Source organism: Tepidiforma thermophila, assembly GCF_002563855.1.
In the GTDB taxonomy this organism is placed as follows: domain Bacteria; phylum Chloroflexota; class Dehalococcoidia; order Tepidiformales; family Tepidiformaceae; genus Tepidiforma; species Tepidiforma thermophila.
Genome location: NZ_PDJQ01000001.1, coordinates 444,049 through 469,173 on the forward strand (window position 1 = coordinate 444,049; position 25,125 = coordinate 469,173).

The following is a 25,125-nucleotide window of genomic DNA, read 5'->3' on the forward strand; positions in this document are numbered from 1 at the left end:
GAATCGTGAGACTGACACTTTCAGCGAAGCTGTTCGGCGGATTCGCGCTGGCCGTCGTGCCCGCAGTGGCGATCGCGTTCGTCGGCTGGACGCGCCTCGACGCGGCCGCGAAGGACGAGAAGCGGCTTGCCGACGAAGGCGTGCAGGCGACGATGCACATCACCGAAGCCCGGCGCGGCTTCGAGGTCGGCATCGCGAAGGCCGGGCTGCTGGCCTATACGACGGAGCCGGCGGCATTTACGAAGCTCCGCGAGGAGATTTCGCAGAACCTCGGCCACGGTTCGGAGCAGTTCCGGGGGCTCGAGGAGCACATTTCGACGCCCGAGGGCCGGGCGAAGTACGCCGAAGCGAAAACGGCAGTCACCGCATTCGAGGAGTTCGCGACGAAGTACGGCGAGGCCCTGGACAAGAAGGACTCGGCCGCGCTGCTGGAGCTTTCCGAGGAGTCCCCGGCGATTATCGGGGAGATGAACGCAAAGCTCAGCGCCCTGAACGAGTACGTTGGGCAGCACGCCGCAGCGATCGCCAGCGACGGACAGGATGCCGCCAACCAGGCGAAGCTGCTGATGGCGGTCCTCGGCGTGGTCTCGGCCGGGGTGGCCGGCGGCGTCGGGTTCTTTGTCGCGCGGCGGGTCGTGGCCGGGGTGCGGACGGCCACTGAGGCGGCCCACCGGATCGCCCGCGGCGAGACGGACGTGGAGGTGGATATCCGCTCGAAGGACGAAATCGGCGACCTGGGCCGGGCGTTCCGGGAGATGACCGACTACCTGAAAGAGATGGCTGCTGCGGCCGCGGCCGTCGCGAACGGCGACCTGACCTCGCAGGTGCGGCCGCGCGGCGAAGGGGACACGCTCGGCACCGCGCTCAACCGCATGGTGACGAACCTGCGGGAGATGATCGGCAACGTCCGGAAGGGCGCTGCGGCGATTACCGAAGCGGCCGAGGCGCTGCGCGGCTCCTCGGACCAGATGGCGACGGCGACCGGGCAGATCGCCAACGCCATCGATGAGGTGACGCGGAGCGCGGTCTCGCTCAGCGGACTCTCGCAGGAGAGCGCGCGGGAGGTGGAGCAGCTGGCGAGCGGTTCGCAGCAGCTGGCTTCGACGGCGGCGACGTCGGCGGAGTCGGCGAAGCAGTCGCGCGTGGTGGCCGCGGAGATCGGCGAGCGGATCCAGGCCGTTGCGGCGGCATCGGAGGATGTGGCCCGCGCCGCGGAGGAATCGCGGGTGGCGGCCCAGCGCGGGCAGGAGGCCGTGGCCCAGGCGTTCGCCTCGATGGAGTCGATCGCGGCGGCGGTGGAGCGCGCGTCGAAGACGGTGGACCAGCTCGGCGAGTACGGCCAGCAGATCGGGGACATCGTGAAGGCGATCGACGAGATCGCCTCGCAGACGAACCTTCTGGCGCTGAATGCGGCGATCGAGGCCGCGCGGGCCGGCGAGCAGGGCCGCGGCTTCGCGGTGGTGGCCGAGAACGTGCGGTCGCTGGCGGAGCGGGCAAGCGCCTCAACGAAGGAGATTGCCGGGCTCATCGCGAAGGTCCAGCAGGGCACGCAGGAGGCCGTCCAGGCGATGGCCGCCGGCGTGCGGGACGTCGAGGCCGGCCGGGGCATCACCAGCGAGGCGGGCCGGGCGCTCGATTCGATCATCGCCTCGGTGCAGGAGTCGGCCGTGCGGATGCAGCAGATTGCGCGGGACGTGCAGGGCCTGGCCGAAGGGGCGGAGCGAATCGTGGCCTCGGCGGACCAGATCGCGACGATGGCCGACGAATCGGCCGCGGGCGCGACCAGCATGGCATCGGCAACGAGCCGGGTGACCGACGCGATTATCCAGGTCTCGGCGACGAGCGAAGAGACCAGCGCCTCGGCAGAAGAGGTTTCGGCTTCGACGGAGGAGCTTTCGGCGCAGGCGCAGGAGCTGGCCGCGACGGCGACGCAGATGCGGGAGCTTGCGGAATCGCTCAATGCGGCGACGGCGCGGTTCCGGCTGGCCTAGACGGCCCGGGACCGGCGTTGACCAGCACGGGGGAGCCGGCCGGCTCCCCCGTTTCGCGTTCCGGAGCAGCGGGCCGCAGCCCGCGGGCGTCAGGGGTGGTAGAGGGCGACGAGCCGGCCGGGGAAGAGGGCGCGGGCGCGCTCGAGCGCCTCGCAGGCGGGGGCGCCGGGGCCGAGGCCGAGCGGGAGCCACGGCTGACACGGGCCTTCGGAGCCCGCCAGCAGCTGGACACTCCAGCCGGTCTCCACGAGCCGGACGAGGACGCAGGCGGCGGTCACACCTTTCATAACGTCAGAATGCTTCGCCACGTGCGAACAGACCGCGATCGACCGGCCGGGATATTTGCGCCATTTGGCCGATAAATGGCTGGCTGGCAGGGTCAGCCGCGGAAGAGCTTCGCGAGGCCGCGGAGGGTGAGCCAGCCGGCGAAGGCGCCGGCGATGACGAGCGGGACGAGCGAGGCGGGATCCTTGATGCGGTGGAAGGTGGCCTGCCCGTCCTGGATTTCGATGTAGCCGACGGGGCTGGCCATCACGCCGCCGCCTGCGCCGGAGCCTTCGCCGATTTCGCCGGCCTCGCTGCCCTCTTCGATGCCGCGGCCGCTGCCGCCGCCGAAGCCCCAGCGGACCTTCGCGACGGGGATGACGGTGACGCCGTCGCGGTCGACGGGGTCGCCGAAGACGGCGCTGGCGGAGGCGTGGAGGCCGAGGCGGCCGGCGATCCGTTCGATGAAGGAGTCGGAAGCGCTGGAGGCGGCTTCCTGGGCTTCGCGGAGGACGCGGGAGAGGTCGTCGGTCATGGGTGGTACCTCCCGACGGGGATGCCGCCCATGGTGCGTCGCCGGCGGAGGGCTGGCAAGCGGCGCGGTGCCGGCAGGCGGGGTACGGAGCTTACTTGAAGCGGTAGGTGATGCGGCCGCGGGTGAGGTCGTAGGGGGAGAGTTCGACGAGGACACGGTCGCCGGTGAGGATTTTGATGTAGTTCTTGCGGATTTTGCCGCTGATGTGGGCGAGGACGAGGTGGCCGTTGGCCAGCTCGACCCGGAAGGTGGCGTTGGGGAGGGGCTGGGTCACGACCCCTTCAACTTCAATGCCGTCGTTTTCTGCCATGGGGGCTCCTTCTGCGCGCGGCGCGGGCGGGCTGGGGGGAATGGACCAGCGGGCGGAGGAGGTCCCCCGCCCGCTGGCTGGTTGGTGTGCCGGGTGCTGCGCCATTCCCGCCTGGCGCTGCAGCGGGCGGTTTAGAAGCGGCGGTTGCCGGAGTAGCCGCCGGAGCGGCCGCCGCTGAACCCGCCGGAGCGGCCACCGCCATAGCCGCCGGAGCCTCCGCCGTAGCCGGAGCCGCCGCGCGGGCGGTCTTCGCGGGGGCGGGCCTCATTGACGATGAGGGTGCGGCCGCGGAGCTGGCTGCCGTTGAGGGCGTTGATGGCGGCTTCCGCCTGGGCGCGGTCGTCCATTTCGACGAAGCCGAAGCCGCGGGAGCGGCCGGTATCGCGGTCGGTGACGACCTGTGCGGAGCGCACTTCGCCGTGGGCCGCGAAGGCGGCCTGGAGGTCAGCGTCCGTGGTTTCGTAGGAGAGATTGCCGATATAGAGCTTCATCAAGTGCAGGTCCTTTCGCTGCGTGTGCGTCGTTGTGGCGAGCCGGCCGGGGGCACGAACGATCACCTGCGACGACTCACGACAGACCAGCGGGAAGACGGAACCTGCGAGAGGAAGCGAAAGGGAGCGTGCTTTGGGCCTGCGGCGGGGGCTTCCCCCGTGCCACGTGAGTAACGTACCACATGGCGCGCCGGATGGAAAGTCGAGGGGAGGGAGGAGGGAGCGCCCCCCGGCCCCGGCTGCCCCGCCCGGGGGAGGAGCGGGGAGCAGGGAGCTGGGAGCCGGGAGCTGGGAGCTGGGAGCCGGGAGCTGGGAGCGGGGAGCGGGGAACGGGGAGCGGGGAGCGGGAGCCGGGAGCGGGGAGCGGGGAGCCGGGAGCCGGGAGCGGGGAGCGGGGAGCGGGGAGCGGGGAGCGGGGAGCGGGGAGCGGGGAGCGGGGTTCCCTCCTCCCCGGGGAGGGGCGACAGGGCGGGGTAGGGCTCAGGCGAGTTCGATGTTGTCGAGCAGGCGGGTGGCGCCGAAGCGGACGACGAGCGAGAGGAGCGCGGGGCCGCCGACCGTCCCCTCGAGCTCCTCGAGCGTCTCGTCGTCGGCGAGGGAGACGTATTCGAGCGCGGCGAGCGGTTCGCCGGCGATCACCTCGCGGACGATGCGGCGGAGCGTTTCGGCGTCGCGCTCGCCGGCGGCCCAGGCGGCGGCAGCGGCATCGAGCGACCGCTTGATGACCGGCGCGGCCGCGCGCTGCTCGGGACTGAGGTAGACGTTGCGCGAACTCATGGCGAGGCCGTCGGGCTCGCGGACGATGTCGCAGGGGACGATCTCGACCGGCAGGTCGAGGTCGCGGACCATGCGGCGGATGACGCGGAGCTGCTGGGCGTCTTTCCGCCCGAAGTAGGCGCGGGTGGGGCCGACGGCGTTGAACAGCTTGAGGACGACGGTGGCCACGCCGCGGAAGTGGCCGGGCCGGGCGGCGCCTTCGAGCCGACGGGTGACCTCTTCGACGGTGACGTAGGTCTGGTAACCGGGCGGGTACATCTCGGCGGCCGACGGGAGGTAGACGGCATCGACGCCGGCCTCGCGGAGGAGCTGGAGGTCGCGGACTTCGTCGCGGGGGTACCGTTCGAAGTCCTCGCCGGGGCCGAACTGGGTGGGATTGACGAAGATGGAGACGACGGTGAGGGCGTTTTCGGCTTTGGCGCGGCGGACGAGGGCGAGGTGCCCTTCGTGGAGGTAGCCCATGGTGGGGACGAAGCCGAGGTCGCCGGGGTGGTCGCGGCGCCAGCGCTGCATGGCTGCCGGCGTGGTGAGCACGGCGGGTCCGGGCGGCCCGGCGGGCTCGCCTGCGTGGCGAAAGTCGGCGTCGTTCGGCGCGGCCATGGCGGGGCGGGCTAGCCGGCCTGGGCGAGCTCGGCGAGGGTGGCTTCGTCCATTTCGAAGCTATGCTCGGCGGTGGGGAAGGCGCCGCCCTCGACCTCTTCGATGTAGGCGCGGACGGCATCGCGGATGGCGGCCCCGAGGACGGCATACCGCTTCGCGTGCTTGAGCGGGCGGCGGTCGTCGTAAATGCCGAGCATGTCGTGGAGGACCTGCACCTGGGCGTCGCAGTGGGGGCCGGCGCCGATGCCGATGGTGGGGATGGCGAGCCGCTCGGTGACCATGCGGGCGAGCGGCGCGGGGATGGTTTCGAGGACGACGGCGAAGGCGCCGGCATCCTCGAGGGCGCGGGCATCGGCGATGAGCTTCGCGGCGGCGGCGGGCGTTTTGCCCTGGACCTTGTGCCCGCCGAACTGGTTGACGGACTGGGGGGTGAGCCCGAGGTGGCCCATGACCGGGATGCCGGCTTCGACCATGCGGCGGACGAGGGGGACGATGTGGCTGCCGCCTTCGAGCTTGACCGCGGTGGCGCCGCCCTCCTTGAGGAGGCGGCCGGCGTTGCGCATCGCCTCATTCGGGTCGGCCTGGTAGCTCATGAAGGGCATATCGGCGACGACGATGGCTTTTTCCGTGGCGCGGACGACGGCCCGGGTGTGGTAGACGATGTCGTCCATGGTGACGGGCACGGTGGAGTCGTAGCCGAGGACGACGGAGCCGAGGGAGTCGCCGACGAGGATGATGGGGATGCCGGCCTGTTCGACGAGGCGGGCGGTCGGGTAGTCGTAGGCGGTGATCATGGCGAACCGCCGCCCCTGGGCCTTCCATTCCTTGAGCTTGTGGATTGAGAGCCGTCCCATGGCCCGGATGCCCCTCCTTCGCGCGCTGGGCGCGTGGTCAGCCGGCGGCGCCGGCGAGTTCGCGCGGGTTGTGGCTGTACCCGTCGCCCGCTTCGACGCTGACGATGCGGTTGGCTGCATCGACGAACACCCGGCGGGGGGCGATGGCGCGGGCCTCTGCCTCCTCCAGGTGCTGGTACGCGATGATGATGACGATGTCGCCGCGGTGGATGAGGTGGGCGGCGGCGCCGTTGACGCAGATTTCGCCGGAGCCGCGCACACCGCGGATGGCGTAGGTTTCGAGGCGGGCGCCGTTGGTGACATCCACTACGTGGACCTGTTCGTAGGGGAGGATGTTGGCGGCCTCCATGAGGTCCGGGTCGATGGTGATGGAGCCTTCGTAGTCGAGGTTGGCGCCTGTGACGGTGGCGCGGTGGATTTTGCCGCTCATCATGACGCGCATGAGCTGTCCCCCTCCGGCGTGCCGCCGGCCGTTCAACACACGTCCCCGCTTCGGCGCATGCGAGGCGGGGACGAACGGGGGTCGTGCAGGTGCGCTGGGGCGCTGTTCCGGCTCAACTTCCCGGTCCGTACCGGCCACGCGGGTCCAGGCGGACGCTTGTTGAACGTGCAGGCGGATTCGATAGCTGGGCTCGACGTCCGTGATGGATCGCCGGCGCCCTGATCGTTTCGATCGGGCGAAGTGTTGTCAAGGGGGCGGCGGCCCGGGAGCTGGAGCCGGGCCGTCGCGGGCAGGTCAGCCGGCTTCGCCGATGTCGCGGTGAGTGGTTTCGAAGACGAGCTGGGTGAGGCGGTTGTGGTGGCGGGCGAGGGCCATCTCGAGGAGGATGGCCTGCTCGCTGAGTTCGATCATCTTCCAGATGTCGACGTCGCCGGGTGCGCCGGCCTCTTCGACGAGTTCGTCGATTTTGCGGCTGAAGAGGTCGTGCTCTTCGCGCTGCTGGTCAACTTTCGGGAGGAGGCGCGGTTCGAGGGTTTCTGCGCGGTTGAGCGGCGAGTCGGGGAGCTCGGCAACCCAGATGTGGTGGCGGATGGCGGAGCGGGCATCGGTGACTGCCTGGCGGAAGGCGGCCTGCCAGGCCTGGGGCCGGTTGGCGTGGAAGGGGAGCCGGGCCGCCTGGCGGAGGAGCTCGCGCGCCTCCTCGAGGGGGTCGCGGATGGTGAAGATGGTGCCGTCCGGCTGGACCGGGGCAAAGGTACCGGAATACGACGTGGATGTAGTGGCCATTGCATACCTCCTGTAGGCCGTCGTGGGGCCGTGCGCCGGGGTGGGCCGGGCGCGGCCTGTTCGGATTCCTGGGAGGGCCTGGGCGCTGCCCTCCGAACGCCTGCGGGGTTAGCTGACGGGTTCGGCGTCGGAAGTCGCCTATGCGCCCGCTCGCGCAATACACCCCAAGGAGTTGGTTCCCCCGCCCCCGCCTCTGGCGGGGTTCGGCTCCAGCCAATCTACCACAGCGGGTCAAGCGCTGTGCAAGGCCTGGCCTGTTTTGGCGCCCCGCGGGCATGCCCGCGGGGCGATGGCGGCGGCTATCGTTCGCTCCAGGTGGTGCCGTCGGGGCTGTCGTGGAGTTCGATGCCGAGGCCGGCGAGGCGGTCGCGGATCCGGTCGGCGAGGGCCCACTGCTTCGCGGCGCGGAGCTCGGCGCGGATTTCGACGAGGAGGTCGATGAAGGGGGCTGCAGCGAGGGACCGGGCTGCCGGCGCCTCGAGGGTGAGCCCGAGGACGCTGCACAGTTCGCGGAGGGTGGCCCGGGCCGGGCCGACATCGCCGCCGGCGGCTGCCGCGCGGTTGATCTCGCGGGCGAGGTCGAAGAGGGCAGCGAGGGCGCGCGGGGTGTTCAGGTCGTCGTCCATCGCTTCGATGAAGCGGGCGCGGACGGCCTCGTGGTCGATGCCGGCGGGGGCGCTGCCGCCCTCGGCGGAGGCGGCATGGCGGAGCCGCTCGGCGCCGGCGCGGGCGGCTTCGAGCGCTTCTTCGGAGTAGGTGACGGGGCTGCGGTAGTGGCTGGTGATGACGAACAGGCGGAGGGCGTCGCCGCCGTAGCGGTCGAGGGCCTCGTCGATGGAGACGAGGTTGCCGATGGACTTCGACATTTTTTCGCTGCCGAGCTGGAGGAGGGCGTTGTGCATCCAGATGCGGGCGAAGGGGGGCTTGCCGGTGTAGGCCTCGGTCTGGGCGATTTCGTTGGTGTGGTGGGGGAAGATGAGGTCCATGCCGCCGCCGTGGATGTCGATCTGCTCGCCGAGGGTTTCGAGGGCCATGGCGGAGCATTCGATATGCCAGCCGGGGCGGCCGGGGCCCCACGGGCTCTCCCAGCTCGGTTCGCCGGGCTTCGCGGCTTTCCAGAGGGCGAAGTCGAGCGGGTCTTCCTTGTGCTCGGTGGGGTCGACGCGGGCGCCGGCGCGGAGGTCATCAATATCGCGGCGGGAGAGGGCGCCGTAGCGCTCGGCGCCGAAGGCGCGGACGCGGTAGTAGACGTCGCCGCCGGAGGCGTAGGCGTAGCCTTTTTCGATGAGCCCCTCGATGAAGCGGATGATCTGGGGCATCACCTGCGTCACGCGGGGGTAGTGGTGGGCGGGGAGGACGTTCATCGCGCGGAGCTGGTCGAGGTACCGGGCGATGTTCCGCTCGGCGAGCTCGGCCATTGGGATGCCGAGGCGGTTGGAGCGCTCGATGAGCTTGTCGTCGATGTCGGTGAAGTTCTGGACGTGGCGGACGGGGATGCCGCGCCAGTCGAGGTAGCGGCGGAGGGTATCGAAGACGATGGCGTGGAGGGCGTGGCCGACGTGGGCGTCGGCGTAGGGGGTAATGCCGCAGACGTACATGCGGACGACGCCGTCTTCGCCGACGGGCGGGAGGAGGTCTTTCCGTGTCCCGGTGAGCGTATCGGTCAGCTGCATGGTGCGGCCCCCAGCAAAGCTTGGACCAGTGTAGCGGAGGCTTCGCTGGCCGCATTCCGGGGCGCTCCGGGCCGAAATCGTGGAAATCGCGGGCATGACTGGCGGTGGCCGGAGTATTGCCTGTTTGCGGGGAGCTGTGCGAACCTCAGGGTCACCCTTGGCGGGGTGAAGGGGTGCGTTCGTCCCCGGTCCGGGTCCCCCGATTGGGGTGCGTGGGCCCGAGGGAGCGCGCCGGTACTGCCTATGGGAAACGAAGAACGCGTGGAGACCGCCGCGTGACGGTCCGGCTCCCTGGAGGGCCGGTGCGCGTCATGAGCAGGCTCGCAGCGTGGGCCGACTACGGCGTTGCCGTGGCCTTCGCCCTGTGCCGCCGGGTGCGCGTGCCTGTGCGGCAGCGTGCTGCGCTGCTGCAGCCCGCCTGCGAACCGGTATACGCCTTCGAGGGCCGGCCGCTCGCCGTCGCGGCGCCGGTCGGGCTTCACTGGCACGAACCGCCGCCTTCGCCCGGGCGCCAGCCCTGGTTCGTCCGGCCGGCAGAGGTGGCGATGCTGACCCTTTCGTTCTTCCTTGCTGCGCACCTCGTGGGCGGGGGGACGCCGGAGGCTCGGGCCCCGCAGGCGAGCGCTGCACTCGTGCCCGCCATCAGCCGGCCCGTGCCTGCGCGCGTGGTGGAGGTGCGTCCGACGGTTTCAGTTGACACCAGTCAGGCGGCGGGCGCGGCGGCAGCCGGCCCGGTCGAGGAGCCGAAACCCGCGCCGGCTCCCGCGACCGCCGATGCTGCGGCGTCGAGCACGTCGGCGGAGCGCCCGGGCGGGGGTGCAGCGGAAGCGCCGTCGCCGGCAGCGGCGGCCCCGGCTGAGCAGCCCATTCCCGCGGAGGCAGCGCCGTCGCCGGCCCCGGCCGTGGCGCCGCCGGCGGCGAGCCAGCCGCCGCTGACGTATGCGCAGGTGATTGCGTTCGCCATCGAAGCGGGGTGGCCGGCCGAGCTGACGGATGCTGTGGCGCGGGTCGCCTGGTGCGAGAGCCGGTTCCGGCCGGATGCCGTCGGCTACATGGCCTACGGGCTGATGCAGGTCGTCCCGCTCTGGTTCGAGTACGCGGGGATTCCGTTCGAGCACTGGTCGGACCCGGTGGCGAACCTGAAGGCGGCGCTGGCGGCGTTCCGGTACAGCGAGGCGCAGGGGCACAGCCCGTGGGCGGCGTGGACGTGCAAGCCCGAGGCGATCACGATCCCGTAGGGGCGAGGAGCTGACGGGGTCCTGTGCGGGAGGCCCGGCCGCAGGGCAGCGTTCCTCGATAGCGCAATTCGGTCGACGGCGTGTACAGGGCGCAGGGCAACCGGCGCGCCGGCGTTGCGCATCCGCTGCACCCGGAACGCTCAATCAGGGGTGCCGGCCCCGGGGAAGCCGCGCCTCCAGCCCAGCGTGACGGAAGTGGAGGTCGAGGGAGCAAACGCGACAGCAGTTGTCGCTTTTGTGTCGCATTGTTGCATTGCCTTAGCCGTCAAGGGACTGCTATGCTCCGGCCGCTTGCTATGGGACCTATGAGCATCGAACAGCATTTCGAACAAATCGACAAAGAAACAGCGGCGCTTTCTGCGCTGGCAGCGAAGGTGAACCGGGCAACCCGGGCGGCCGCCAGGGCCGCGGCGGAGGGCAACCTGGCCGCGGCAGCACGCAATCTTCAAACGTGCGGGGCGTTGCTGGCCGAGGCCGCCGGCCAGGCCCAGGCGGCGCAGGCCGCGCTGGAACGGGCGCGGGCCCGGCTCGCCGAAGGCCCCGGCGACCTCATCAGGGAAGTCGGCGAGCGGGTCTCCGCCAGCGGTGCACCGTGGCTGCCAACCGAGAATCCGTACGCCTTCGTCTCGTTCCCCGTGCTGGTCCGGTTCCTCGGCGATGGTGTCCGCATCGACCGCAAGCTGGTGCGCTCGCAGCGGCCGGGCGCAATCGCCGCAAGCATCGAGCGGGCGCGCACGGCAAAGGACGGCAATGCAGAGCGCATCCTCCGGCTGGTGTGGCGGGCCGCACGCGCAGCCGCAGGGCACGTGTCAACCCCGGTGGCGAAGCTGCCCCCAACCATCCGGGTGCCGGCGAAGGATGTCTTTGAAGTGCTCGGTCTGAACAACCCCGACTACACGGAGGTCGACTTCACGCGCCACCTCTATCTGCTCGACCGCACGCGAGTAAGCGACATCGACGGCTACCGCCTGACCTTCTCGGCCTCGACCGGCACGCGGTCGGGGCGCCATTTCCGCATCCTGGATGAGTACGGGGCCGAACATGCCTACTACCTCGTCGAATTCGAACGGGTCACCAGCTCCTGACCAGCCGGAGCGGCTGCCGCTTGACCTGTGGTTGCGCTGCCTCGAGGCCGAGTATCTCAAGACCTTCATCCCGCAGGGCGGGGCGGCAATCAAGGTAGCGGTGGTGCCGGATGAGTCGCGCGGAACTGTGAGAACTGCCCTCCGGGAGCGCCTCGAACACAGCGGGTTCACGGTGTTCGACCTTACGGAGGAAGCGGCGGGCGTTCATTCGATTGAGCAGTTCTGGTTCGCCCTCGCGAGGCTGGTGGACTGGGAGCGCCTCGCCGGGCGGGTACGGGCCCGGGTTGCGACCGAAGCCGGGTATCCGCCGGGTCCGAACGGCGAGGCCTGCACGCTGGGCGAACTCGCCCGCAGCTACGACATTGAGGCGCACGAGGTGAGCAGGCAGTTCCAGCAAACGCTGAGCCGGCTGGTGTTCCGCGACTACTCGCTCGCGCTGGACTTCCGCAAGGCGATGGTCCGGCTGGTCCATGACCCGTTTCAGAACCCGGAGTCAATCGACGGCTCCTGCGCGGTGATCCGCCAGTGGTTCGACGGAACACTGCCATCCATCAGCCAGGTGCGCTCGGCGACCATATTCCGGCGGATTGACCGGACGAACGCCCGGCAAATTTTGCTCTCCTTCCTGCGATTGTTCACCAGGGAGTTCGGCCCGGCCGCAATCCTCGTCGACCTTACGAGGTACTACCGGGAAACGAATGAACGGGGCTATCCGCGATTCACCCGGCGGCAGCTCTTCGACCTGTACGAAACGCTGCGCGAGTTTCTCGACGCGGCGAGCGAGATGGAACGAACAGTGTTGTTCTTCCTGACGTCCCGGGAGTTTATTGAGTCAGAGCGGATCTCCTACCACCAGTACCGGGCCCTCCAGGCTCGCATCGAGAACGAGGTCCGGTCGCTGTCGTACCCGAACCCGTGTGCTGCCATGGTGCAACTGCGATGACGATGACCTACCCCCTTGATATCGATGCCCGGCGGGCCACTGAGGCGCTCCGGAACGGCGTCCCGAACCGGTTCGCCGTCGCCGCACTCGGTTCATGGCAGACAGAAGCCGTCAGCCGGTTCGAGGCGCTCTGCGGGCAGGGCGACGCCGGGCCCCGGGGGATGATGGTGCGCGGCGACTTCGGGACGGGGAAATCGCACCTGCTGATGCTGCTGCGGGAACGTGCCCGGTCGATGGGATATGCAACCGCAATGGTCGTCGTCTCGAAGGAATTGCCGCTCGGCAACCCTTCCCGGCTCATCCCGCGGATTCTGCTCGAGGCCGAGCTCCCCGATATGCCGGAGCGCGGCCTGCCGGTCATTGCGAGCCGCCTGAATTTCAACACGCGGGCGTACGCCGAGTTTTTCCGGTGGGCAGACCAGTGGCAATTCGGCGATGGATGGTGGTCGGCTACGCTCGCGCTCTATGAGCGGCTGCGGTCCGCAACGGAGGTGCTCGACAGCATTGCCAGGTTCTGGGCCGGAGAGCCTGCCCTGACCGCCTCCCTGGTCCGACAGCATCTCCGAGAATCGGGGCTCGCCGGCGCCCACTCCATCGGGAAGCTCCCGTCTGCGGAGAGCCTCAACTGGCAGCGGCTTACGTTCGGAGCAAGGCTGTGCGGAGCTGTCGGACTTCGAGGACTTGTCGTCTTCGTCGACGAGATTGAGCTGATTGCCCAGTACAGCCGCCTGCAGCGCATCAAGGCGTATGGCATGCTCGGCCACCTTCTCGGCGGAGCCCCGAGGCCGGAGCTGGCCGATGCGCCGCTCGTCGTTGTCGGCGCCGTAACCCGGGACTTCGATGAAGCTGTCCTCGTGGCCAAGGGCGACGCCGACGAGGCGCCCGGCGTGGCGCGGCAGAAGTACGGCGAGCAAGCCGCCGAGGCTGTGAGTGCGGCGATCTCAGCCATCAGAGGCTCAGTCCCGCTCACGGCGCCGACCAACGAGACCATTGAGCAGCTGCTCCACAAAGTGACGGTGCTCTACCACCAGGCCTACCCGGACTGGACGCCGACCCGTCCGCAGACGCCGGAACTCCATTCGACAACGACGGTGCGTTCGGTGATCCGCAGGTGGATTACCGACTGGGACCTGCGGCGGTACTACGGGACCTCCGGGGAGATCGTCGAGACTGACATCGGGGCGACGCGAACGGAGGAGGACGAGGAGCTGGCGGGGGACGAGGAGTAGCGGCATCCCTGCCGAGGTAGAGGATTCCCCGCATGGGGGCCGCAGGCCGGCAGTAATCGCCGCCGGCACAGCTCCCCGGCAGCAAAGCCGGCACCGCGTCAGTCTTCGAGGATGAAGGTGACCTTCATGTTGACGTGGTACTCCTTGATGGCGCCGTCTTCGACGCTGACGGTCTGCTCCTGGACCCAGGCGCCTTTGACGTTGCGCAGGGTCTTGTTGGCCCGTTCGATGCCGACCTTGATGGCGTCTTCGAAGGAGACGGGCGAGGCGGCGGTGATTTCGGTAACGCGTGCGACAGACATGACGCACCTCCATCGGGGGATGGCTGCACCTTAGCACGCGACATTGCAGGGCAGCGTGCGCCGGATGGCGCAACGGCAGTGGGCCATACGGTCCGAACCGGGCCGGGTGGACGGTACGCCCGCCAGCTGCGAGACTGGCGACCGAACCGAAGGGGAGTAGCCCTGCGCGCGTCATCGACATGCTCCCGCTGCGGCGGGCGGTGGCGCGGCCCGGCCGAAGGGCCGGGCGGGCGAGACTTTCGGCCAGCACACCATGCTGTGTGCCGGCCGAGGGCGCTCCCCGGAGCAGCCGGCACACGAGGAGGCTCGTGATGTCGGCGTTTTTCGTTTCGACGGTCCTGATTTTCGTTGCAGAGCTGGGCGATAAATCGCAGCTCGTGGCGCTCTGGTTCGCCACACGCTACCGGTGGTGGCTGGTGCTCGCGGGGGTGAGCACGGCGACGCTCGTGGTGCACCTCGGGTCGGTCGCCATCGGCCTGGCGTTCGATGAGCTGCTCCCGGAGCGGGTGGTGCTCACCGTGGTGGGCCTTTCGTTCTTCGGGTTCGCTGCCTGGAGCCTGCGGGGCGACCGCCTGGAGGAGGAGCCGGGCGAGCCGCGGCTGGGGGCCCGCTTTGGCGCCTTCGGCGTGGTGACGGCCGCGTTCTTCCTTTCGGAGCTGGGCGATAAGACGATGCTGGCGACCGTTTCGCTGGCAGGGCGGGAATCGAGCGCGGTCGGGGTGTGGCTCGGCTCGACGCTGGGGATGGTGCTGGCCGACGCGGCGGCGATTGCGGCGGGCGTCCTGGCCGGCAGGCGGCTCCCCCAGCGGGCGATCGCGGTCGTCGCGGCGCTGCTGTTCATCGCCTTCGGGGCAGCGGCGCTCTGGCAGGCGTGGCGGTAGCGGCTACCCGCGGCGGCGGATGGCGACGGCGGAGAGCACGATTGACCCGACGGCAAAGAGGGTCATGGCGGCGAGCGAGGCGGCGAGGTTCGTGCCCGGGAGGTCGGTGACGGTCGCGCGGACGGCATCGGCAGCGTAGCTCGGGGGCGCAAAGCGGGCCGTTGCGCGCAGGAGCGCCGGGAGCTGCTCGCGCGGCATGAGGACCGGCGCGAAGAACAGCACGTAAAAGATGATGAGCTGCGTGGCCGCGTTGGTGACCTGCTGATGGGGCGAGTAGACGGCCAGGGCGATGCCGACCCCGGCGAGGGAGGCGACCCCGAGGACAACGACGGCGGGGAAGAGCGGGCTCACGGCCAGGCTGAGGTCGTAATGCCAGGCGCCGAAGAGGAGGCAGAAGACGATGCCGGGGAGGGCCATGAGCCCGACCACGGTGACGAGGGCGAGGAGGTACGCCTCGCGGCTGATGGGCATGGCGAGGAAGTAGTCGAGCCGCCCTTCGTGCTTCGACTGGGCGAGAATTTGGGGAAGCATCACGAGGCCTATGGTCACCAGCCCCTGGGTAGCGGTCCCGGTGATGATGTAGAGCGCGGTCTGCTCGCGGATATCGGGGATGAGGTAGCCGAAGCCGAGGACGAAGCCGACGGTGAAGCCGGCCTGGATGACGGCCACCATCGGCACCTCGGCGCGCATGCTGCGCAGCTCCATGGAGACGAGGTCGCGGTACTGGCGGAGAAAGGCGGTCATTGGCGGGCCCCTGCGGGAAGCGGTGCGGAGCGGCCGGGGCCGGCCGGGGCCATGGCGGCAGCGTAAATGTCATCGAGGGTGGGCGGGCCGATGCGGAAGTCGAGGACAGCACCGGCATCGCGCAGCTCCGCGACCCAGGCGGCGACGGCGGGGAGCAGGGCGGCGTCGAAGAGGAAGGCCGAGTTGCCGTCCGGTGCGAGCGCGGGGTGCGGGACGAGCGGCCGGGCGGCGGTCACCTCGAGGCGGAGCCGCTCGGTGACGAGGGCGCGGAGGGCGGCGGGGGTTCCTTCGCGGATGATCCGGCCGGCGTTCATGATGGCGAGCCGGTCGATGACGCGCTCGGCTTCGGCGAGGTTATGGGTGACGAGGAGGACCGTCGCGCCCCCGCGGCCGAGCTCGGCGATGAGGTCCCAGAGCACCGCGCGCCGGAGGGGGTCGACGTCGTTGGTGGGCTCATCGAGGACGAGGAGGCGCGCGGGGGCCGCGACGGCTGCAGCGAAACCGGCCAGGCGGCGGACGCCGCCCGAAGCCGCGTGCATTGCGGTGTTCCGGAAGGGGCCGAGGTCGAGCTGCTCGACCAGCCGGGCAGCGGCCGCGCGCGCCTGGCGGGGCGGGACGCCGCGCAGCCGGGCAGCGAACTCGATCGTCTCGGCCACGGTGAGCGACTGGAGGTCGAAGCTGCCCTGGGGGAGGAAGCCGATGTTGCGGCGGGCGAAGCCGGGGTCGGCGACGATGTCGACGCCGTCGAGGGTGATGCTGCCGGAGGTCGGCCGGGCCAGCCCGAGGAGCTGACGGACGAGGGTGGTCTTGCCGGCGCCGTTCGGGCCGAGGAGGGCGAAGACTTCGCCGGGGTAGAGGTCGAGGTCGAGGCCGGCGTTGGCCAGGGTGCCGTTCCGGTACCGCTTGACGAGGTCGCGCACGCTGAGGACGGGCGGCAGCGGGGTCACGCGGCGGACTCCGAACGGGCGGCAGTGCGGGCGAGGAGGTCTTCGATGGCGTCGAGGGCGGCCGCGATTGCCCCCGGGTCGGCGCCCGCGCGGGCGGCCGCGGCCAGGCCGTCGATGGCGGCCGCGGCGGCGGTCGCGAGGCCGCGGAGGTCGAGGTCCCGGGCGATCTCGCGGAACGCCATGGCGGTGAGGAGGCCGGCGGAGGCGCGGTCGACGAGTTCGTCGAAGGGCGGGAGGGAGCCGCCGTGGCGGGCGGCTTCGATGAGGGTGCGGGCGACGCCGAGGAGCAGGTCGAGCGGCCGGGGATCGTCTGTGGCCATTCTTCACCTCCGTGTGCCGGATCTTAATCGAGAAATTCAGAAAGTCAATGTTCTTGTGGTCAATGGCCACTTGCTGATGGAAGACGAACCTTGCCGGCAGCTGGCGTAGGCTTCCCCCATGCGGGGAGGAGCCAGCCGGGGCAGCCTGGGGGAAGTGGCGCGGTACTTTCTCCGCCTGGGATGCGTCGCCTTCGGCGGGCCGGCGGCGCACATCGCCATCATGCGTCGCGAGCTGGTGGACGAACGGCGCTGGCTGAGCGACCGGGAGTTTCTCGACATGCTCGGGGTGACCAACCTCATCCCCGGTCCGAATTCGACGGAGATGACGATGCACCTCGGCTACCGGCGCGCCGGCCTGGCGGGGCTGTGGGCCGGGGGGCTGCTCTTCCTGGTCCCGGCGGTCGCCATCGTGACGGTGCTGGCCTGGGCGTACGTGCGGTACGGTTCGACGCCGGCGGGCGAGGCGGTGCTGCTGGGGGCGCAGCCGGTGGTGCTGGCGATTATCCTGCAGGCCGCCTGGGGGCTGACGGGCGCGGCCTTCCGCGGGCTGGAGTCGTTCGGCATCGTCGCCGGCGTGCTGGTCCTGGCGCTGGCCGGCGTCAGCGAAGTCGTGCTGGTGCTGGGCGCCGGGGTGTTTACGGCGCTGCTCTGGTGGTTCATCCGGCTGCTGGCCCGGTCGAGCCGGCGCTCGCTGCCGGAGCTGCCGCGGGCGGGCCAGCACCCCTGGGCGCTGCCGCGGCCCCGCCGGCGCCGGGACGACGGCCAGCGGGGCTGGCTGCCGTTCGCGCCGCCCCTGCCGGTTGCCCTGTCGGCCGCGGCCGGGGCGTCCGGTGCGACCACGGCGGGCATCTTCCTCGGCTTCCTGAAGATCGGCGCGGTGCTGTACGGCAGCGGCTACGTGCTCGTCTCGTTCATGCGCGACGAGTTCGTCGAAGGGCGCGGCTGGCTGACCGAGCGGCAGCTGCTCGACGCGATTGCGGCCGGGCAGGTGACGCCGGGCCCGCTCTTCAGCTCGGCGGCGTTCGCGGGCTATGTGATGGACGGGCTGGCGGGGGCGCTGGCGGCGTCGGCCGGCATCTTCCTGCCATCGTTCCTCTTCCTGATGGCGGCGGCCCCCCTGGTGCCGCGGCTGCGCTCCTGGCAGCCCGGCAACGCCTTCCTCGATGGGGTGAACGCGGCGGCCTGGGCGCTCATCGTGTTCGCCGGGGTCACGCTTGCCGGCGAGGTGCTCGACGGGTGGTTTCCCGCGGTGCTGTTCGCGGCGGCGCTGGTCCTCGCCACCTGGACGCGGCTGAACACGGCGTGGCTGGTGCTGGGCGGCATCGCCTGCGGGCTCGCCTGGACGGGCCTGGCCTGAACCGGCGGGCCGGCGTCAGCGCTCGTTTGCCCGCATCTTCCAGTAATCGCTGAGGGCGGTGCGGATCACCTCAAGGGCGCGTTCGCGGCCTTCGAAGGGGTCGACCACCACTTCCTTCTCTTCGAGCACCTTGTAGTCGATGAAGAACCGCTGGATTTCGGCGACGAGGTGCGGGGGCACGTCTTCGAGCTTGCGGATGTGGTTGAAGGCCGGGTCGTGGGCGTGGACGGCGAGGATCTTTTCGTCGGCCTTGCCGCTATCGCGCATGTGCATGACGCCGACGGGGCGGACGTAGACGAGGGTCATGGGGACAACCGGCTCCTGGCCGAGAACGAGCACGTCGAGGGGGTCGCCGTCGTCGCAGAAGCTGCGGGGGATGAAGCCGTAGTTCGCCGGGTAGCGGACGGAGCTGGAGAGGACGCGGTCGAGCTTGAGGATGCCGCTCTTCTTTTCGAGCTCGTACTTGTTCTTGCTGCCGGCGGGAATTTCGATGACGACCGGGAGCTCGGATTCGATGCGGTCGGGGTCGACGGCGATATCGTGCCAGGGGTGCATGGGCGCGCGGCTCGCAGCGGTGAGATGGGTCGAGTGTCGCACCCCCGGCGGAGCAGCGCGAGTGACGTGACAGGCACCGGTTGGAGCTGCGGGCGCGCCCGTCCACTGTGGCGGCATGACGACGATTGCTGACCTCCGCGCGCGCATGCGCATCGACCTGCAGGACCCCGGCGGCGACCGGTGGAGCGACGCCGCGCTCGACCGGCACCTGCGCCACGCCCTGGCCGAGCTCTCGCGGGCGGCCCCGCGGCAAGAGCGGGTGACGCTGGCGACCTCGCCCGGGAGCCGGGAGCTGGACCTTTCGGGGATCGCCGGGCTGATGGGCGTCGACCGGGCCGAGTACCCGGCGGGCGCAGAGCCGCCGGCGTTCCGGCAGTTCACGGTGTACGGCGCCGTGCTGAGGTTTGACGAGGGCCCGCTGCCCGACGGGTCGGACGCCCGGCTCTGGTGCCGGCTGGTGCACGAGGCTGATGGAAGCGGGTGCACGCTGCCGGCTGCGCTGGAGGACGTTGCAGTGCTGGGGGCGACGGCGTTCGCGGCGGCGGAGGCGGCGAGCGGCACGCTGGAGCAGCTGACGCTGAACCCGGGGACAGCGGCCGGCTACGCCGCGCTGGCGCGCGAGCGGGAGACGGCGTTCCGGCAGCTGCTGCGGGAGCTGGGCGGGCGTGGCCGGCTGCGAACGGGCCGGGTGAGGAGCGCGGGATTCAGTTGAAACGGTGACCGGCCGTAACGATACTGAGGCATCGCTTTGGAGGCCTAAATTGTCGTTCGGCATCGAAAAGGAATTTCTCCGGTCACTGCTTGAGGAAGCGGAAAAGGGTCATCTTCAGCTCCCGGACTTCCAGCGCCCGTGGGTGTGGGATATCGACCACATTCGCAGCCTGCTCGCCACGATCTCGCTCGGGCAGCCAGCAGGCGCGCTGATGCTCCTCCAGACGGGCGGCCCGCACCTTGCGTTCAAGCCCCGCCCCATCGAGGGCGCCGACAAGGCCACTGCCGCACCACACCGCCTCGTCCTCGACGGCCAGCAGCGCCTCACGTCGCTGTACCAGACGCTCATGCGCGACCAGCCGATCGCCACCCGGGACTCCCGCGGTAAGCCGCTTACCGGCTGGCTCTACATCGACATGCAGGAAGCGCTCGCAGAATCCTCCGACCGGGAATCCTGCTTCGTCTTCACCCCGCCAGACAGGGTGGTCCGGGCCTTCAACCGGGAAATCATTCGTGACCTCTCCGCTCCGGATGCCGAATTCGAGCACATGATGTTCCCGAGCTACCTTGTGTTCGACCCAACGAAGTGGCAGACCGGGTTTTTCAAATACCACGGCGTCGAGAGTGAGGCGTACGACGTCTGGACCAAGTTCCAGAACACTGTCCTCGAGCGTTTCAAGACGTACCTCTTCCCGGTCATCGAACTGAAGAACGACAACGACAGAGCCTCCATTTGCCACGTTTTCGAAAAGGTCAACACGGCCGGGGTTCCTCTCACGACCTTCGAGCTGGCGACGGCCACGTACGCAGCGGAGGGCTTCGAGCTCCGGAAGGACTGGGACGAACACCGGAAGCACATGGTGAGCGCCTCGCCCATCCTGAAGGAGGTCACCGAGACCCAGTTCCTCCAGGCGGTGACGCTCTACGCGACGTACCGCGCAAACCGGGAAGGAATCCCCTGGTCGACCCGAAACGGGCGCGTCCCGGCTGTCGGGGGGCGCCGCCAGGATATGCTCGAGCTGCCACTCGACCAGTACCGCGCGCATGCTCCCGCCATACGGCAGGGCATGATCGATGCCGCGAAATTCCTGCATTCACAACACATCTTCGACGAACGGTTCATTCCGTACGATTCTCAGCTCGTCCCGCTTTCCGCAATCCTTGCGGTATTAGGGTGGCCGCTGAAGTCGATGCAACACTTTTCCAAGCTCAAGCAATGGTACTGGTGCGGTGTGCTTGGAGAGCTGTACGGAGGCACCACCGAGACCAGGTTCTCCGCTGATATGCAGCAGGTGATTGACTGGGTCCTGAATCATGGTCCAGAACCTGCAACGATAAAGGATGCCGTCTTCAGCAGCGGCCGCATCGACGAGCTGCGCTACCGTAACAGTGCAGCATACAAGGGAATCTATGCCCTGCTCACTGCCGAAGCGCTGGAGTGGCTGAGTTTGCAGCCGATGCAGCACGCAACCTACTTCAACGAAAAGATTGACATTCATCACATCTTCCCGCGCGACTGGTGCCGGCGCAACGGGATAGCTGATGCGATCTCAGATTCTGTCGTCAACAAGAGTCCTATCGGATCCTATACGAATCGTCTCATCGGCGGGAACGCGCCATCGAAGTACCTGAATCTCCTGATGGCCAGGGGTGAGCACACGCCTGAAAGCCTGGAGAAGGCCCTGACAAGCCATCGGATTGCGCTGAAGTTCCTGCAGGCGGATGACTTTGCCGGCTTCTACCAGGACCGGCGTGCCCGGCTGCTGCAGCTCGTCGCCGAGGCGATGGGGAAGCCGGTGGCCGGGAACACAATGCAGGGGATGCCCAACCTCAGTGCCCTCGCCCCAACCACTGAGGCCGACGCCGCCGCCGATATCGCGGAAAACATTGAGCCGTACGAAACGGAGGAGTTTGGCGAGGCGGCCGGTTAGCCCTTCCGCAGGTGGAGGAGCTCGCGTACGCCGAGGTCCTTCACTTCGTAGACGTGGGTGGCGACCCCTTCGACGATGCCCGGGTCGTGGCTGGCGCAGAGGATGGTGCCGTCGTACGCCTGGAGCGCCTCGAGCAGCTTCCGCCGGGTGGTCCGGTCGAGGTGGTTCGTCGGCTCGTCGAGCAGGAGCACGTTGGTGGGCTGGAGGAGGAACTTCGCCAGCGCCACCCGGCTCCGTTCGCCGCCGGAGAGCACCGCAATCGGCTTGAAGACGTCGTCGCCCTTGAAGAGGAACTGGCCGAGCACGGTGCGCAGGCGCACCTCCGGCTCGTGCGGGGCCACGGAGCGGACCTCTTCGAGCACGGTGCGGCCCATGTCGAGGGCCTCGTCCTGGTGTTGGTCGTAGTAGCCGAAGCGGGCGCGCTCGGCCCATTCGACGACGCCCTCGGTCGGCCGGATGAGCCCGGCAGCGATCTTCAGCAGGGTGCTCTTGCCGCCGCCGTTCGGGCCCACCAGCGCGACCTTTTGCCCGCGCTCGATGTGGAGGTTCACGTCGACGAGCACGATATGGTCGCCGTAGGCGTGGCTCACGTGCTTGAAGACGAGGACATCGCGCTCGGTGCGGCCGTGGGCGGCGATCTCGAAGTGGACCTCGGCCTCCTTCTTCGGGCGCTCAATCCGCTCGATGCGGGCGAGCTGCTTTTCGCGTGATTGCACCTGGGCCGCCTTTGTGGCCTTCGCGCGGAAGCGTTCGATGAACCGCTCCTGGCGGGCGATCTCCCGCTCCTGCCGGGCGGCCGCCTGGTCGAGCGCCTGGAGGCGGGCGGCCTTCTGCTTCTGGAAGGCGGTGTAGTTGCCGGTGTAGCTCTCGATGGTGCGGTCGCGGAGGTCGAGGATGCGGGTGGCGAAGCGGTCGAGGAACTCGCCGTCGTGGGTGACGACGAGGATGGCGGCATCCCACTCCTTCAGCTCGTCGGCGAGCCAGTCGCGGGCGCGGGCATCGAGATGGTTGGTCGGCTCGTCGAGGAGGACGTTCTCCGGGCGGCGGACGAGGACCTTGGCGAGGGCGATGCGCATCTGCCAGCCGCCGGAGAACTCGCCGCAGCGCTTCTGCCAGTCTGCGGGTTCGAAACCGAGGCCATCGAGGACGCGGCCGATGCGGGCTTCGATGCGGTAGCCGTCGAGGGCATCGAACTGTTCGAAGAGGCGGGCCTGCTCGTCGACGAGGGCATCGAGGTCCCCTTCGCCGGCTTCGATGGCTGCCGCGACGCGGGCGAGTTCGCGCTCGATGGCGGCGGCCTCGGGGAAGGCGCGCCAGAGCTCCTGGAGGAGGGTGTTGTCGTCGTCGAGGCCGGCTTCCTGGCGGAGGTAGCCGAGGTCGCCGCCGCGGTAGCCGGCGCGGCCGGTATCGGGCGTTTCGAGGCCGGCGATGAGGCGGAGGATGGTGGACTTGCCGGCGCCGTTCGGGCCGACGAGCCCCACGCGCTCGCCCTCGCTGACCACGAAGGAGACATCGCGGAGGATTTCGCGGCCGCCGAAGGCTTTGGAGACCGATTCGCAGAACAGCATGGGGACAGGGCGAGAGTAGCAGAGGGGGGAGGGAGGAGGGAGCGGGGAGCGGGGAGCCGGGAGCGGGGAGCGGGGAGCCGGGAGCCGGGAGCCGGGAGCCGGGAGCCGGGAGCCGGGAGCCGGGAGCCGGGAGCCGGGAGCCGGGAGCCGGGAGCCGGGAGCCGGGAGCCGGGAGCCGGGAGCCGGGAGCCGGGAGCCGGGAGCCGGGAGCCGGGAGCCGGGAGCCGGGAGCCGGGAGCCGGGAGCCGGGAGCCGGGAGCCGGGAGCCGGGAGCCGGGAGCCGGGAGCCGGGAGCCGGGAGCCGGGAGCCGGGAGCCGGGAGCCGGGAGCCGGGAGCCGGGAGCCGGGAGCGAGTGTCGCGGGCGGGTTCGGCCTGTCAAGCTCCAACCTCCAACCTCCAAGCTCCTCCCTCGGTGGGGAGGAAGGGCAGGGCGGGGCAACCCTCCTCCCTCCCGGGGGGCTATCATCCGCGGTGCAGCGCGGGAGGTGACGCATGACTGGACGACGGAGCTTCTGGGCGTGGGGCCTGGAGGCAGAGGAACCGACGAACGAGCAGCGGCAGCAGGCCGCGGCACGGCTTGCGGCGCGGTACGGGGTGCCGGTCGAGGCGCCGCCGGTGCCGCGCATCGAGCAGGTGCAGCTCCGCCCGCCGCGCATCGCCCCGCCGGAGGCGCTGGCCGAAATCTGCACGACCGACACGCACGAGCGCGCCGCTCACCACTACGGCAAGAGCTTCCGCGACATCGTCCGGGCGTTCCGGTGCGAATTCCCGAACCCGCCCGACGTGGTGGCCTTCCCGCGGACCGAGGCAGAGGTCGTCGCCGTGCTCGAATGGTGCGCCCAGGTGAACGCGGCCGCGGTCCCGTACGGCGGCGGCTCGTCGGTGGTCGGCGGCGTCGAGCCGCCCGCCGGCGACCGGCCGGTGGTGAGCATCGACCTCCGCGAGCTGAACCGCGTGCTGGAGGTGGACCCGGTGTCGCGGGCGGCCCGCATCCAGGCCGGGGTGCTGGGCCCGGCGCTGGAGGAGCAGCTCCGCCCGCACGGGCTCACCCTGCGGCACTTCCCCCAGAGCTTCGAGTGGTCGAGCCTCGGGGGCTGGATTGCGACCCGCTCGGGCGGGCACTACGCCACGAACCACACCCACATCGACGATTTCGTCGAATCGGTCCGGATGGTCACGCCGAAGGGCGTATGGGAGTCGCGGCGGCTGCCCGGCTCGGGCGCAGGGCCGAGCCCCGACCGGCTGGTCATCGGCAGCGAGGGCACGCTCGGCATCATCACCGAGGCGTGGATGCGGCTCCAGGCGCGGCCGCGGTTCCGGGCCTCAGCGGGAATGCTGTTCCCGACCTGGGAGGCCGGGTACGAAGCCGCCCGGCGGGTGGTGCAGGCGAAACTCTGGCCGGCGAACTGCCGGCTGCTCGACCCCGCCGAAGCCGAGGCTGCGGCCGGCGGCGACGGCGTGCACGCGCTGCTCATCCTCGGCTTCGAATCCGCGGAGGTGCCGCAGGGGCCGTACCTGCAGGAGGCGGTGCGCATCGCGCGGGAGTGCGGCGGCGAGGTCGATGCCGCCGGCATCCGCATTGCGGATGGGACGGACGACGCAGACGCCGGGCGGCAGGGCGCCGTGGGCGCCTGGCGGAACGCCTTCATCCGGGCGCCGTACCAGCGGAACCTGACAGCCGGCACGGGGGTCGTCGGCGATACCTTCGAGACCGCGATCACGTGGGACCGCTGGCCCGAGTTCGACCGGGTCATTCGCGAACACGTCGGGGCGGCGATTGCGGCAGCAAGCGGCGGGAGCCTGACCTGCCGGTTCACGCACGTCTACCCTGATGGGCCGGCGCCGTACTACACCTTCCAGGTGCTCGGCAAACCGGGCGGCGAGCTGGAGACCTGGGCCGCCATCAAGCAGGCCGCGAGCGACGCCGTCATCGCCGGGGGCGGGACGATCACCCACCACCACGCAGTGGGGCGCGACCACATGCCCTGGTACCGCCAGCAGCGGCCGCCGCTCTTCGCTGAGGCGCTGCGGGCGGTGAAGGCCGCGCTCGACCCGCAGGGGCTGCTGAACCCGGGCATCCTCGTCGACTGAGCGGCGGCCGGCGCCGATTCGGCGGTGCTGTCTCGTTCGATGAGGAGCGCCTACGATCGGGGGCGATGGACGAGCACGACGCACGGCTGGCTGCGGCCCGGGAGGCTGCGCAGCAGCGCGAGATCGGGAGCTACGAGCGGCATATCCTCCTGTGCACCGGGCCGGACTGCTGCACGCCTGAGGAGGGGCAGCGGGCGTGGGACCGGCTGAAAGCGCTGGCGGCGAAGGTGAACCGGACGCCCGGCGCGCCGAAGCTCTACCGGACGAAGGTCGGGTGCCTGCGCATCTGTGCGGCCGGGCCGACGGCCGTGGTCTACCCCGAGGGGACGTGGTACGCGTGCCTGACGCCGGAGAACCTGGAGCGGGTGGCTGCCGAGCACCTGGTCGGCGGGCGTGAGGTGGAGGAGCTGGTCATCGGCCGGAACCCTCTGGGCTGAGGCAGCGCCGGGCCGCCGGGCTGCCGGGCGGGGGTATACTCTCGAGGCTGCCCGGCCGGGCA

The 25,125-nt window shown here is 70.1% G+C and carries 26 protein-coding genes and 1 riboswitch; of the genes, 11 read left to right on the forward strand and 15 right to left on the reverse strand.

Features of this window, described 5'->3' with window-relative positions; translation table 11 throughout:
- Positions 1–5 precede the first annotated feature (5 nt).
- Positions 6–1,991 (forward strand): HAMP domain-containing methyl-accepting chemotaxis protein, encoded by a 1,986-nt coding sequence (locus tag A9A59_RS02135; RefSeq protein ID WP_098502708.1) that lies wholly within the window; start codon positions 6–8, stop codon positions 1,989–1,991.
- An 89-nt stretch (positions 1,992–2,080) separates the two neighbouring features.
- Here the strand turns inward: A9A59_RS02135 and A9A59_RS02140 are convergent, their stop codons facing one another.
- From A9A59_RS02140 to cysS, 9 genes are all read right to left on the reverse strand, one after another.
- On the reverse strand, positions 2,081–2,278 hold the full coding sequence (locus tag A9A59_RS02140; protein ID WP_098502709.1) for a hypothetical protein: 198 nt from the start codon (positions 2,276–2,278) through the stop codon (positions 2,081–2,083).
- 92 nt (positions 2,279–2,370) lie between these two features.
- On the reverse strand, positions 2,371–2,790 hold the full coding sequence (locus tag A9A59_RS02145; RefSeq protein WP_098502710.1) for a spore germination protein GerW family protein: 420 nt from the start codon (positions 2,788–2,790) through the stop codon (positions 2,371–2,373).
- Between the two features lie 91 nt (positions 2,791–2,881).
- Positions 2,882–3,100, reverse strand: coding sequence for a translation initiation factor IF-1 (gene infA, locus A9A59_RS02150; RefSeq protein ID WP_098502711.1), 219 nt, complete (start codon positions 3,098–3,100; stop codon positions 2,882–2,884).
- Positions 3,101–3,231: 131 nt separating this feature from the next.
- Entirely contained in the window at positions 3,232–3,657 is a 426-nt protein-coding gene (locus A9A59_RS02155) for an RNA recognition motif domain-containing protein (RefSeq protein WP_278286756.1), read from the reverse strand.
- Positions 3,658–4,071: 414 nt separating this feature from the next.
- Positions 4,072–4,968, reverse strand: a complete 897-nt coding sequence (gene panC / locus A9A59_RS02165; RefSeq protein WP_098502713.1) for a pantoate--beta-alanine ligase — start codon at positions 4,966–4,968, stop codon at positions 4,072–4,074.
- An 11-nt stretch (positions 4,969–4,979) separates the two neighbouring features.
- Positions 4,980–5,822 carry a 3-methyl-2-oxobutanoate hydroxymethyltransferase gene (gene panB / locus A9A59_RS02170; RefSeq protein ID WP_098502714.1) on the reverse strand — a complete coding sequence of 281 codons (843 nt, stop codon included), beginning with the start codon at positions 5,820–5,822 and terminating at the stop codon, positions 4,980–4,982.
- 37 nt (positions 5,823–5,859) lie between these two features.
- Positions 5,860–6,264, reverse strand: a complete 405-nt coding sequence (gene panD / locus A9A59_RS02175; RefSeq protein WP_098502715.1) for an aspartate 1-decarboxylase — start codon at positions 6,262–6,264, stop codon at positions 5,860–5,862.
- A gap of 294 nt (positions 6,265–6,558) precedes the next feature.
- Positions 6,559–7,050 (reverse strand): hypothetical protein, encoded by a 492-nt coding sequence (locus A9A59_RS02180; RefSeq protein WP_098502716.1) that lies wholly within the window; start codon positions 7,048–7,050, stop codon positions 6,559–6,561.
- 83 nt (positions 7,051–7,133) lie between these two features.
- A riboswitch (cyclic di-AMP (ydaO/yuaA leader) is annotated at positions 7,134–7,269 on the reverse strand.
- A gap of 80 nt (positions 7,270–7,349) precedes the next feature.
- A complete protein-coding gene (gene cysS / locus A9A59_RS02185) occupies positions 7,350–8,723 on the reverse strand; it encodes a cysteine--tRNA ligase (RefSeq protein ID WP_098502717.1) in 1,374 nt (457 codons plus the stop codon).
- Positions 8,724–9,034: 311 nt separating this feature from the next.
- Between cysS and A9A59_RS02190 the strand changes: the two genes are divergently transcribed.
- The 4 genes from A9A59_RS02190 (at position 9,035) to A9A59_RS02205 (ending at position 13,218) form a co-directional block, all read left to right on the forward strand.
- Positions 9,035–9,961 carry a transglycosylase SLT domain-containing protein gene (locus A9A59_RS02190; protein ID WP_098502718.1) on the forward strand — a complete coding sequence of 309 codons (927 nt, stop codon included), beginning with the start codon at positions 9,035–9,037 and terminating at the stop codon, positions 9,959–9,961.
- Between the two features lie 305 nt (positions 9,962–10,266).
- Positions 10,267–11,046 (forward strand): hypothetical protein, encoded by a 780-nt coding sequence (locus tag A9A59_RS02195; RefSeq protein WP_278286757.1) that lies wholly within the window; start codon positions 10,267–10,269, stop codon positions 11,044–11,046.
- The gene (locus A9A59_RS02200) at positions 11,003–11,989 is read left to right on the forward strand and encodes a hypothetical protein (protein WP_133117476.1); all 987 of its coding nucleotides are present in this window, start codon (positions 11,003–11,005) and stop codon (positions 11,987–11,989) included. Before A9A59_RS02195 ends, A9A59_RS02200 begins: the two co-directional genes overlap by 44 nt.
- The gene (locus A9A59_RS02205; protein ID WP_165772444.1) at positions 11,986–13,218 is read left to right on the forward strand and encodes a BREX system ATP-binding domain-containing protein; all 1,233 of its coding nucleotides are present in this window, start codon (positions 11,986–11,988) and stop codon (positions 13,216–13,218) included. The genes A9A59_RS02200 and A9A59_RS02205 overlap by 4 nt, the downstream gene beginning before the upstream one ends.
- Before the next feature lie 98 nt (positions 13,219–13,316).
- Here the strand turns inward: A9A59_RS02205 and A9A59_RS02210 are convergent, their stop codons facing one another.
- Positions 13,317–13,520, reverse strand: a complete 204-nt coding sequence (locus A9A59_RS02210; protein ID WP_098502720.1) for a dodecin family protein — start codon at positions 13,518–13,520, stop codon at positions 13,317–13,319.
- A gap of 311 nt (positions 13,521–13,831) precedes the next feature.
- Between A9A59_RS02210 and A9A59_RS02215 the strand changes: the two genes are divergently transcribed.
- The gene (locus A9A59_RS02215) at positions 13,832–14,401 is read left to right on the forward strand and encodes a TMEM165/GDT1 family protein (RefSeq protein ID WP_098502721.1); all 570 of its coding nucleotides are present in this window, start codon (positions 13,832–13,834) and stop codon (positions 14,399–14,401) included.
- Between the two features lie 3 nt (positions 14,402–14,404).
- On the opposite strand, the gene A9A59_RS02220 is transcribed toward A9A59_RS02215, so the two are convergent.
- From A9A59_RS02220 to A9A59_RS02230, 3 genes are read right to left on the reverse strand one after another with little or no spacing between them, the layout of a single operon-like run.
- Positions 14,405–15,145 carry an ABC transporter permease gene (locus A9A59_RS02220; RefSeq protein ID WP_098502722.1) on the reverse strand — a complete coding sequence of 247 codons (741 nt, stop codon included), beginning with the start codon at positions 15,143–15,145 and terminating at the stop codon, positions 14,405–14,407.
- On the reverse strand, positions 15,142–16,092 hold the full coding sequence (locus tag A9A59_RS02225) for an ABC transporter ATP-binding protein (protein ID WP_098502723.1): 951 nt from the start codon (positions 16,090–16,092) through the stop codon (positions 15,142–15,144). Before A9A59_RS02225 ends, A9A59_RS02220 begins: the two co-directional genes overlap by 4 nt.
- Entirely contained in the window at positions 16,089–16,412 is a 324-nt protein-coding gene (locus A9A59_RS02230; RefSeq protein ID WP_098502724.1) for a hypothetical protein, read from the reverse strand. The genes A9A59_RS02225 and A9A59_RS02230 overlap by 4 nt, the downstream gene beginning before the upstream one ends.
- A gap of 154 nt (positions 16,413–16,566) precedes the next feature.
- Here A9A59_RS02230 and chrA point away from each other — a divergent pair, with 154 nt between their 5' ends.
- Positions 16,567–17,769 carry a chromate efflux transporter gene (gene chrA, locus A9A59_RS02235; protein WP_278286758.1) on the forward strand — a complete coding sequence of 401 codons (1,203 nt, stop codon included), beginning with the start codon at positions 16,567–16,569 and terminating at the stop codon, positions 17,767–17,769.
- A 15-nt stretch (positions 17,770–17,784) separates the two neighbouring features.
- On the opposite strand, the gene A9A59_RS02240 is transcribed toward chrA, so the two are convergent.
- The gene (locus tag A9A59_RS02240; protein ID WP_098502726.1) at positions 17,785–18,324 is read right to left on the reverse strand and encodes an inorganic diphosphatase; all 540 of its coding nucleotides are present in this window, start codon (positions 18,322–18,324) and stop codon (positions 17,785–17,787) included.
- Between the two features lie 115 nt (positions 18,325–18,439).
- On the opposite strand from A9A59_RS02240, the gene A9A59_RS02245 reads away from it, so the two are divergent.
- Both A9A59_RS02245 and A9A59_RS02250 read left to right on the forward strand, forming a co-directional pair.
- Positions 18,440–19,036 carry a phage adaptor protein gene (locus tag A9A59_RS02245; protein ID WP_098502727.1) on the forward strand — a complete coding sequence of 199 codons (597 nt, stop codon included), beginning with the start codon at positions 18,440–18,442 and terminating at the stop codon, positions 19,034–19,036.
- 49 nt (positions 19,037–19,085) lie between these two features.
- Positions 19,086–20,966, forward strand: coding sequence for a GmrSD restriction endonuclease domain-containing protein (locus tag A9A59_RS02250; protein WP_098502728.1), 1,881 nt, complete (start codon positions 19,086–19,088; stop codon positions 20,964–20,966).
- Here A9A59_RS02250 and A9A59_RS02255 read toward each other — a convergent pair.
- Positions 20,963–22,534: an ABC-F family ATP-binding cassette domain-containing protein gene (locus A9A59_RS02255; protein ID WP_098502729.1), complete on the reverse strand. Its 1,572-nt coding sequence runs from the start codon at positions 22,532–22,534 to the stop codon at positions 20,963–20,965. The genes A9A59_RS02250 and A9A59_RS02255 overlap by 4 nt on opposite strands.
- 493 nt (positions 22,535–23,027) lie before the next feature.
- On the opposite strand from A9A59_RS02255, the gene A9A59_RS02265 reads away from it, so the two are divergent.
- Together A9A59_RS02265 and A9A59_RS02270 are read left to right on the forward strand one after the other, a co-directional pair.
- Complete coding sequence (locus A9A59_RS02265; protein WP_098502730.1) at positions 23,028–24,626, forward strand: FAD-binding oxidoreductase; 1,599 nt, start codon at positions 23,028–23,030, stop codon at positions 24,624–24,626.
- A 65-nt stretch (positions 24,627–24,691) separates the two neighbouring features.
- The gene (locus A9A59_RS02270) at positions 24,692–25,063 is read left to right on the forward strand and encodes a (2Fe-2S) ferredoxin domain-containing protein (RefSeq protein WP_278286759.1); all 372 of its coding nucleotides are present in this window, start codon (positions 24,692–24,694) and stop codon (positions 25,061–25,063) included.
- Positions 25,064–25,125: the final 62 nt, after the last annotated feature.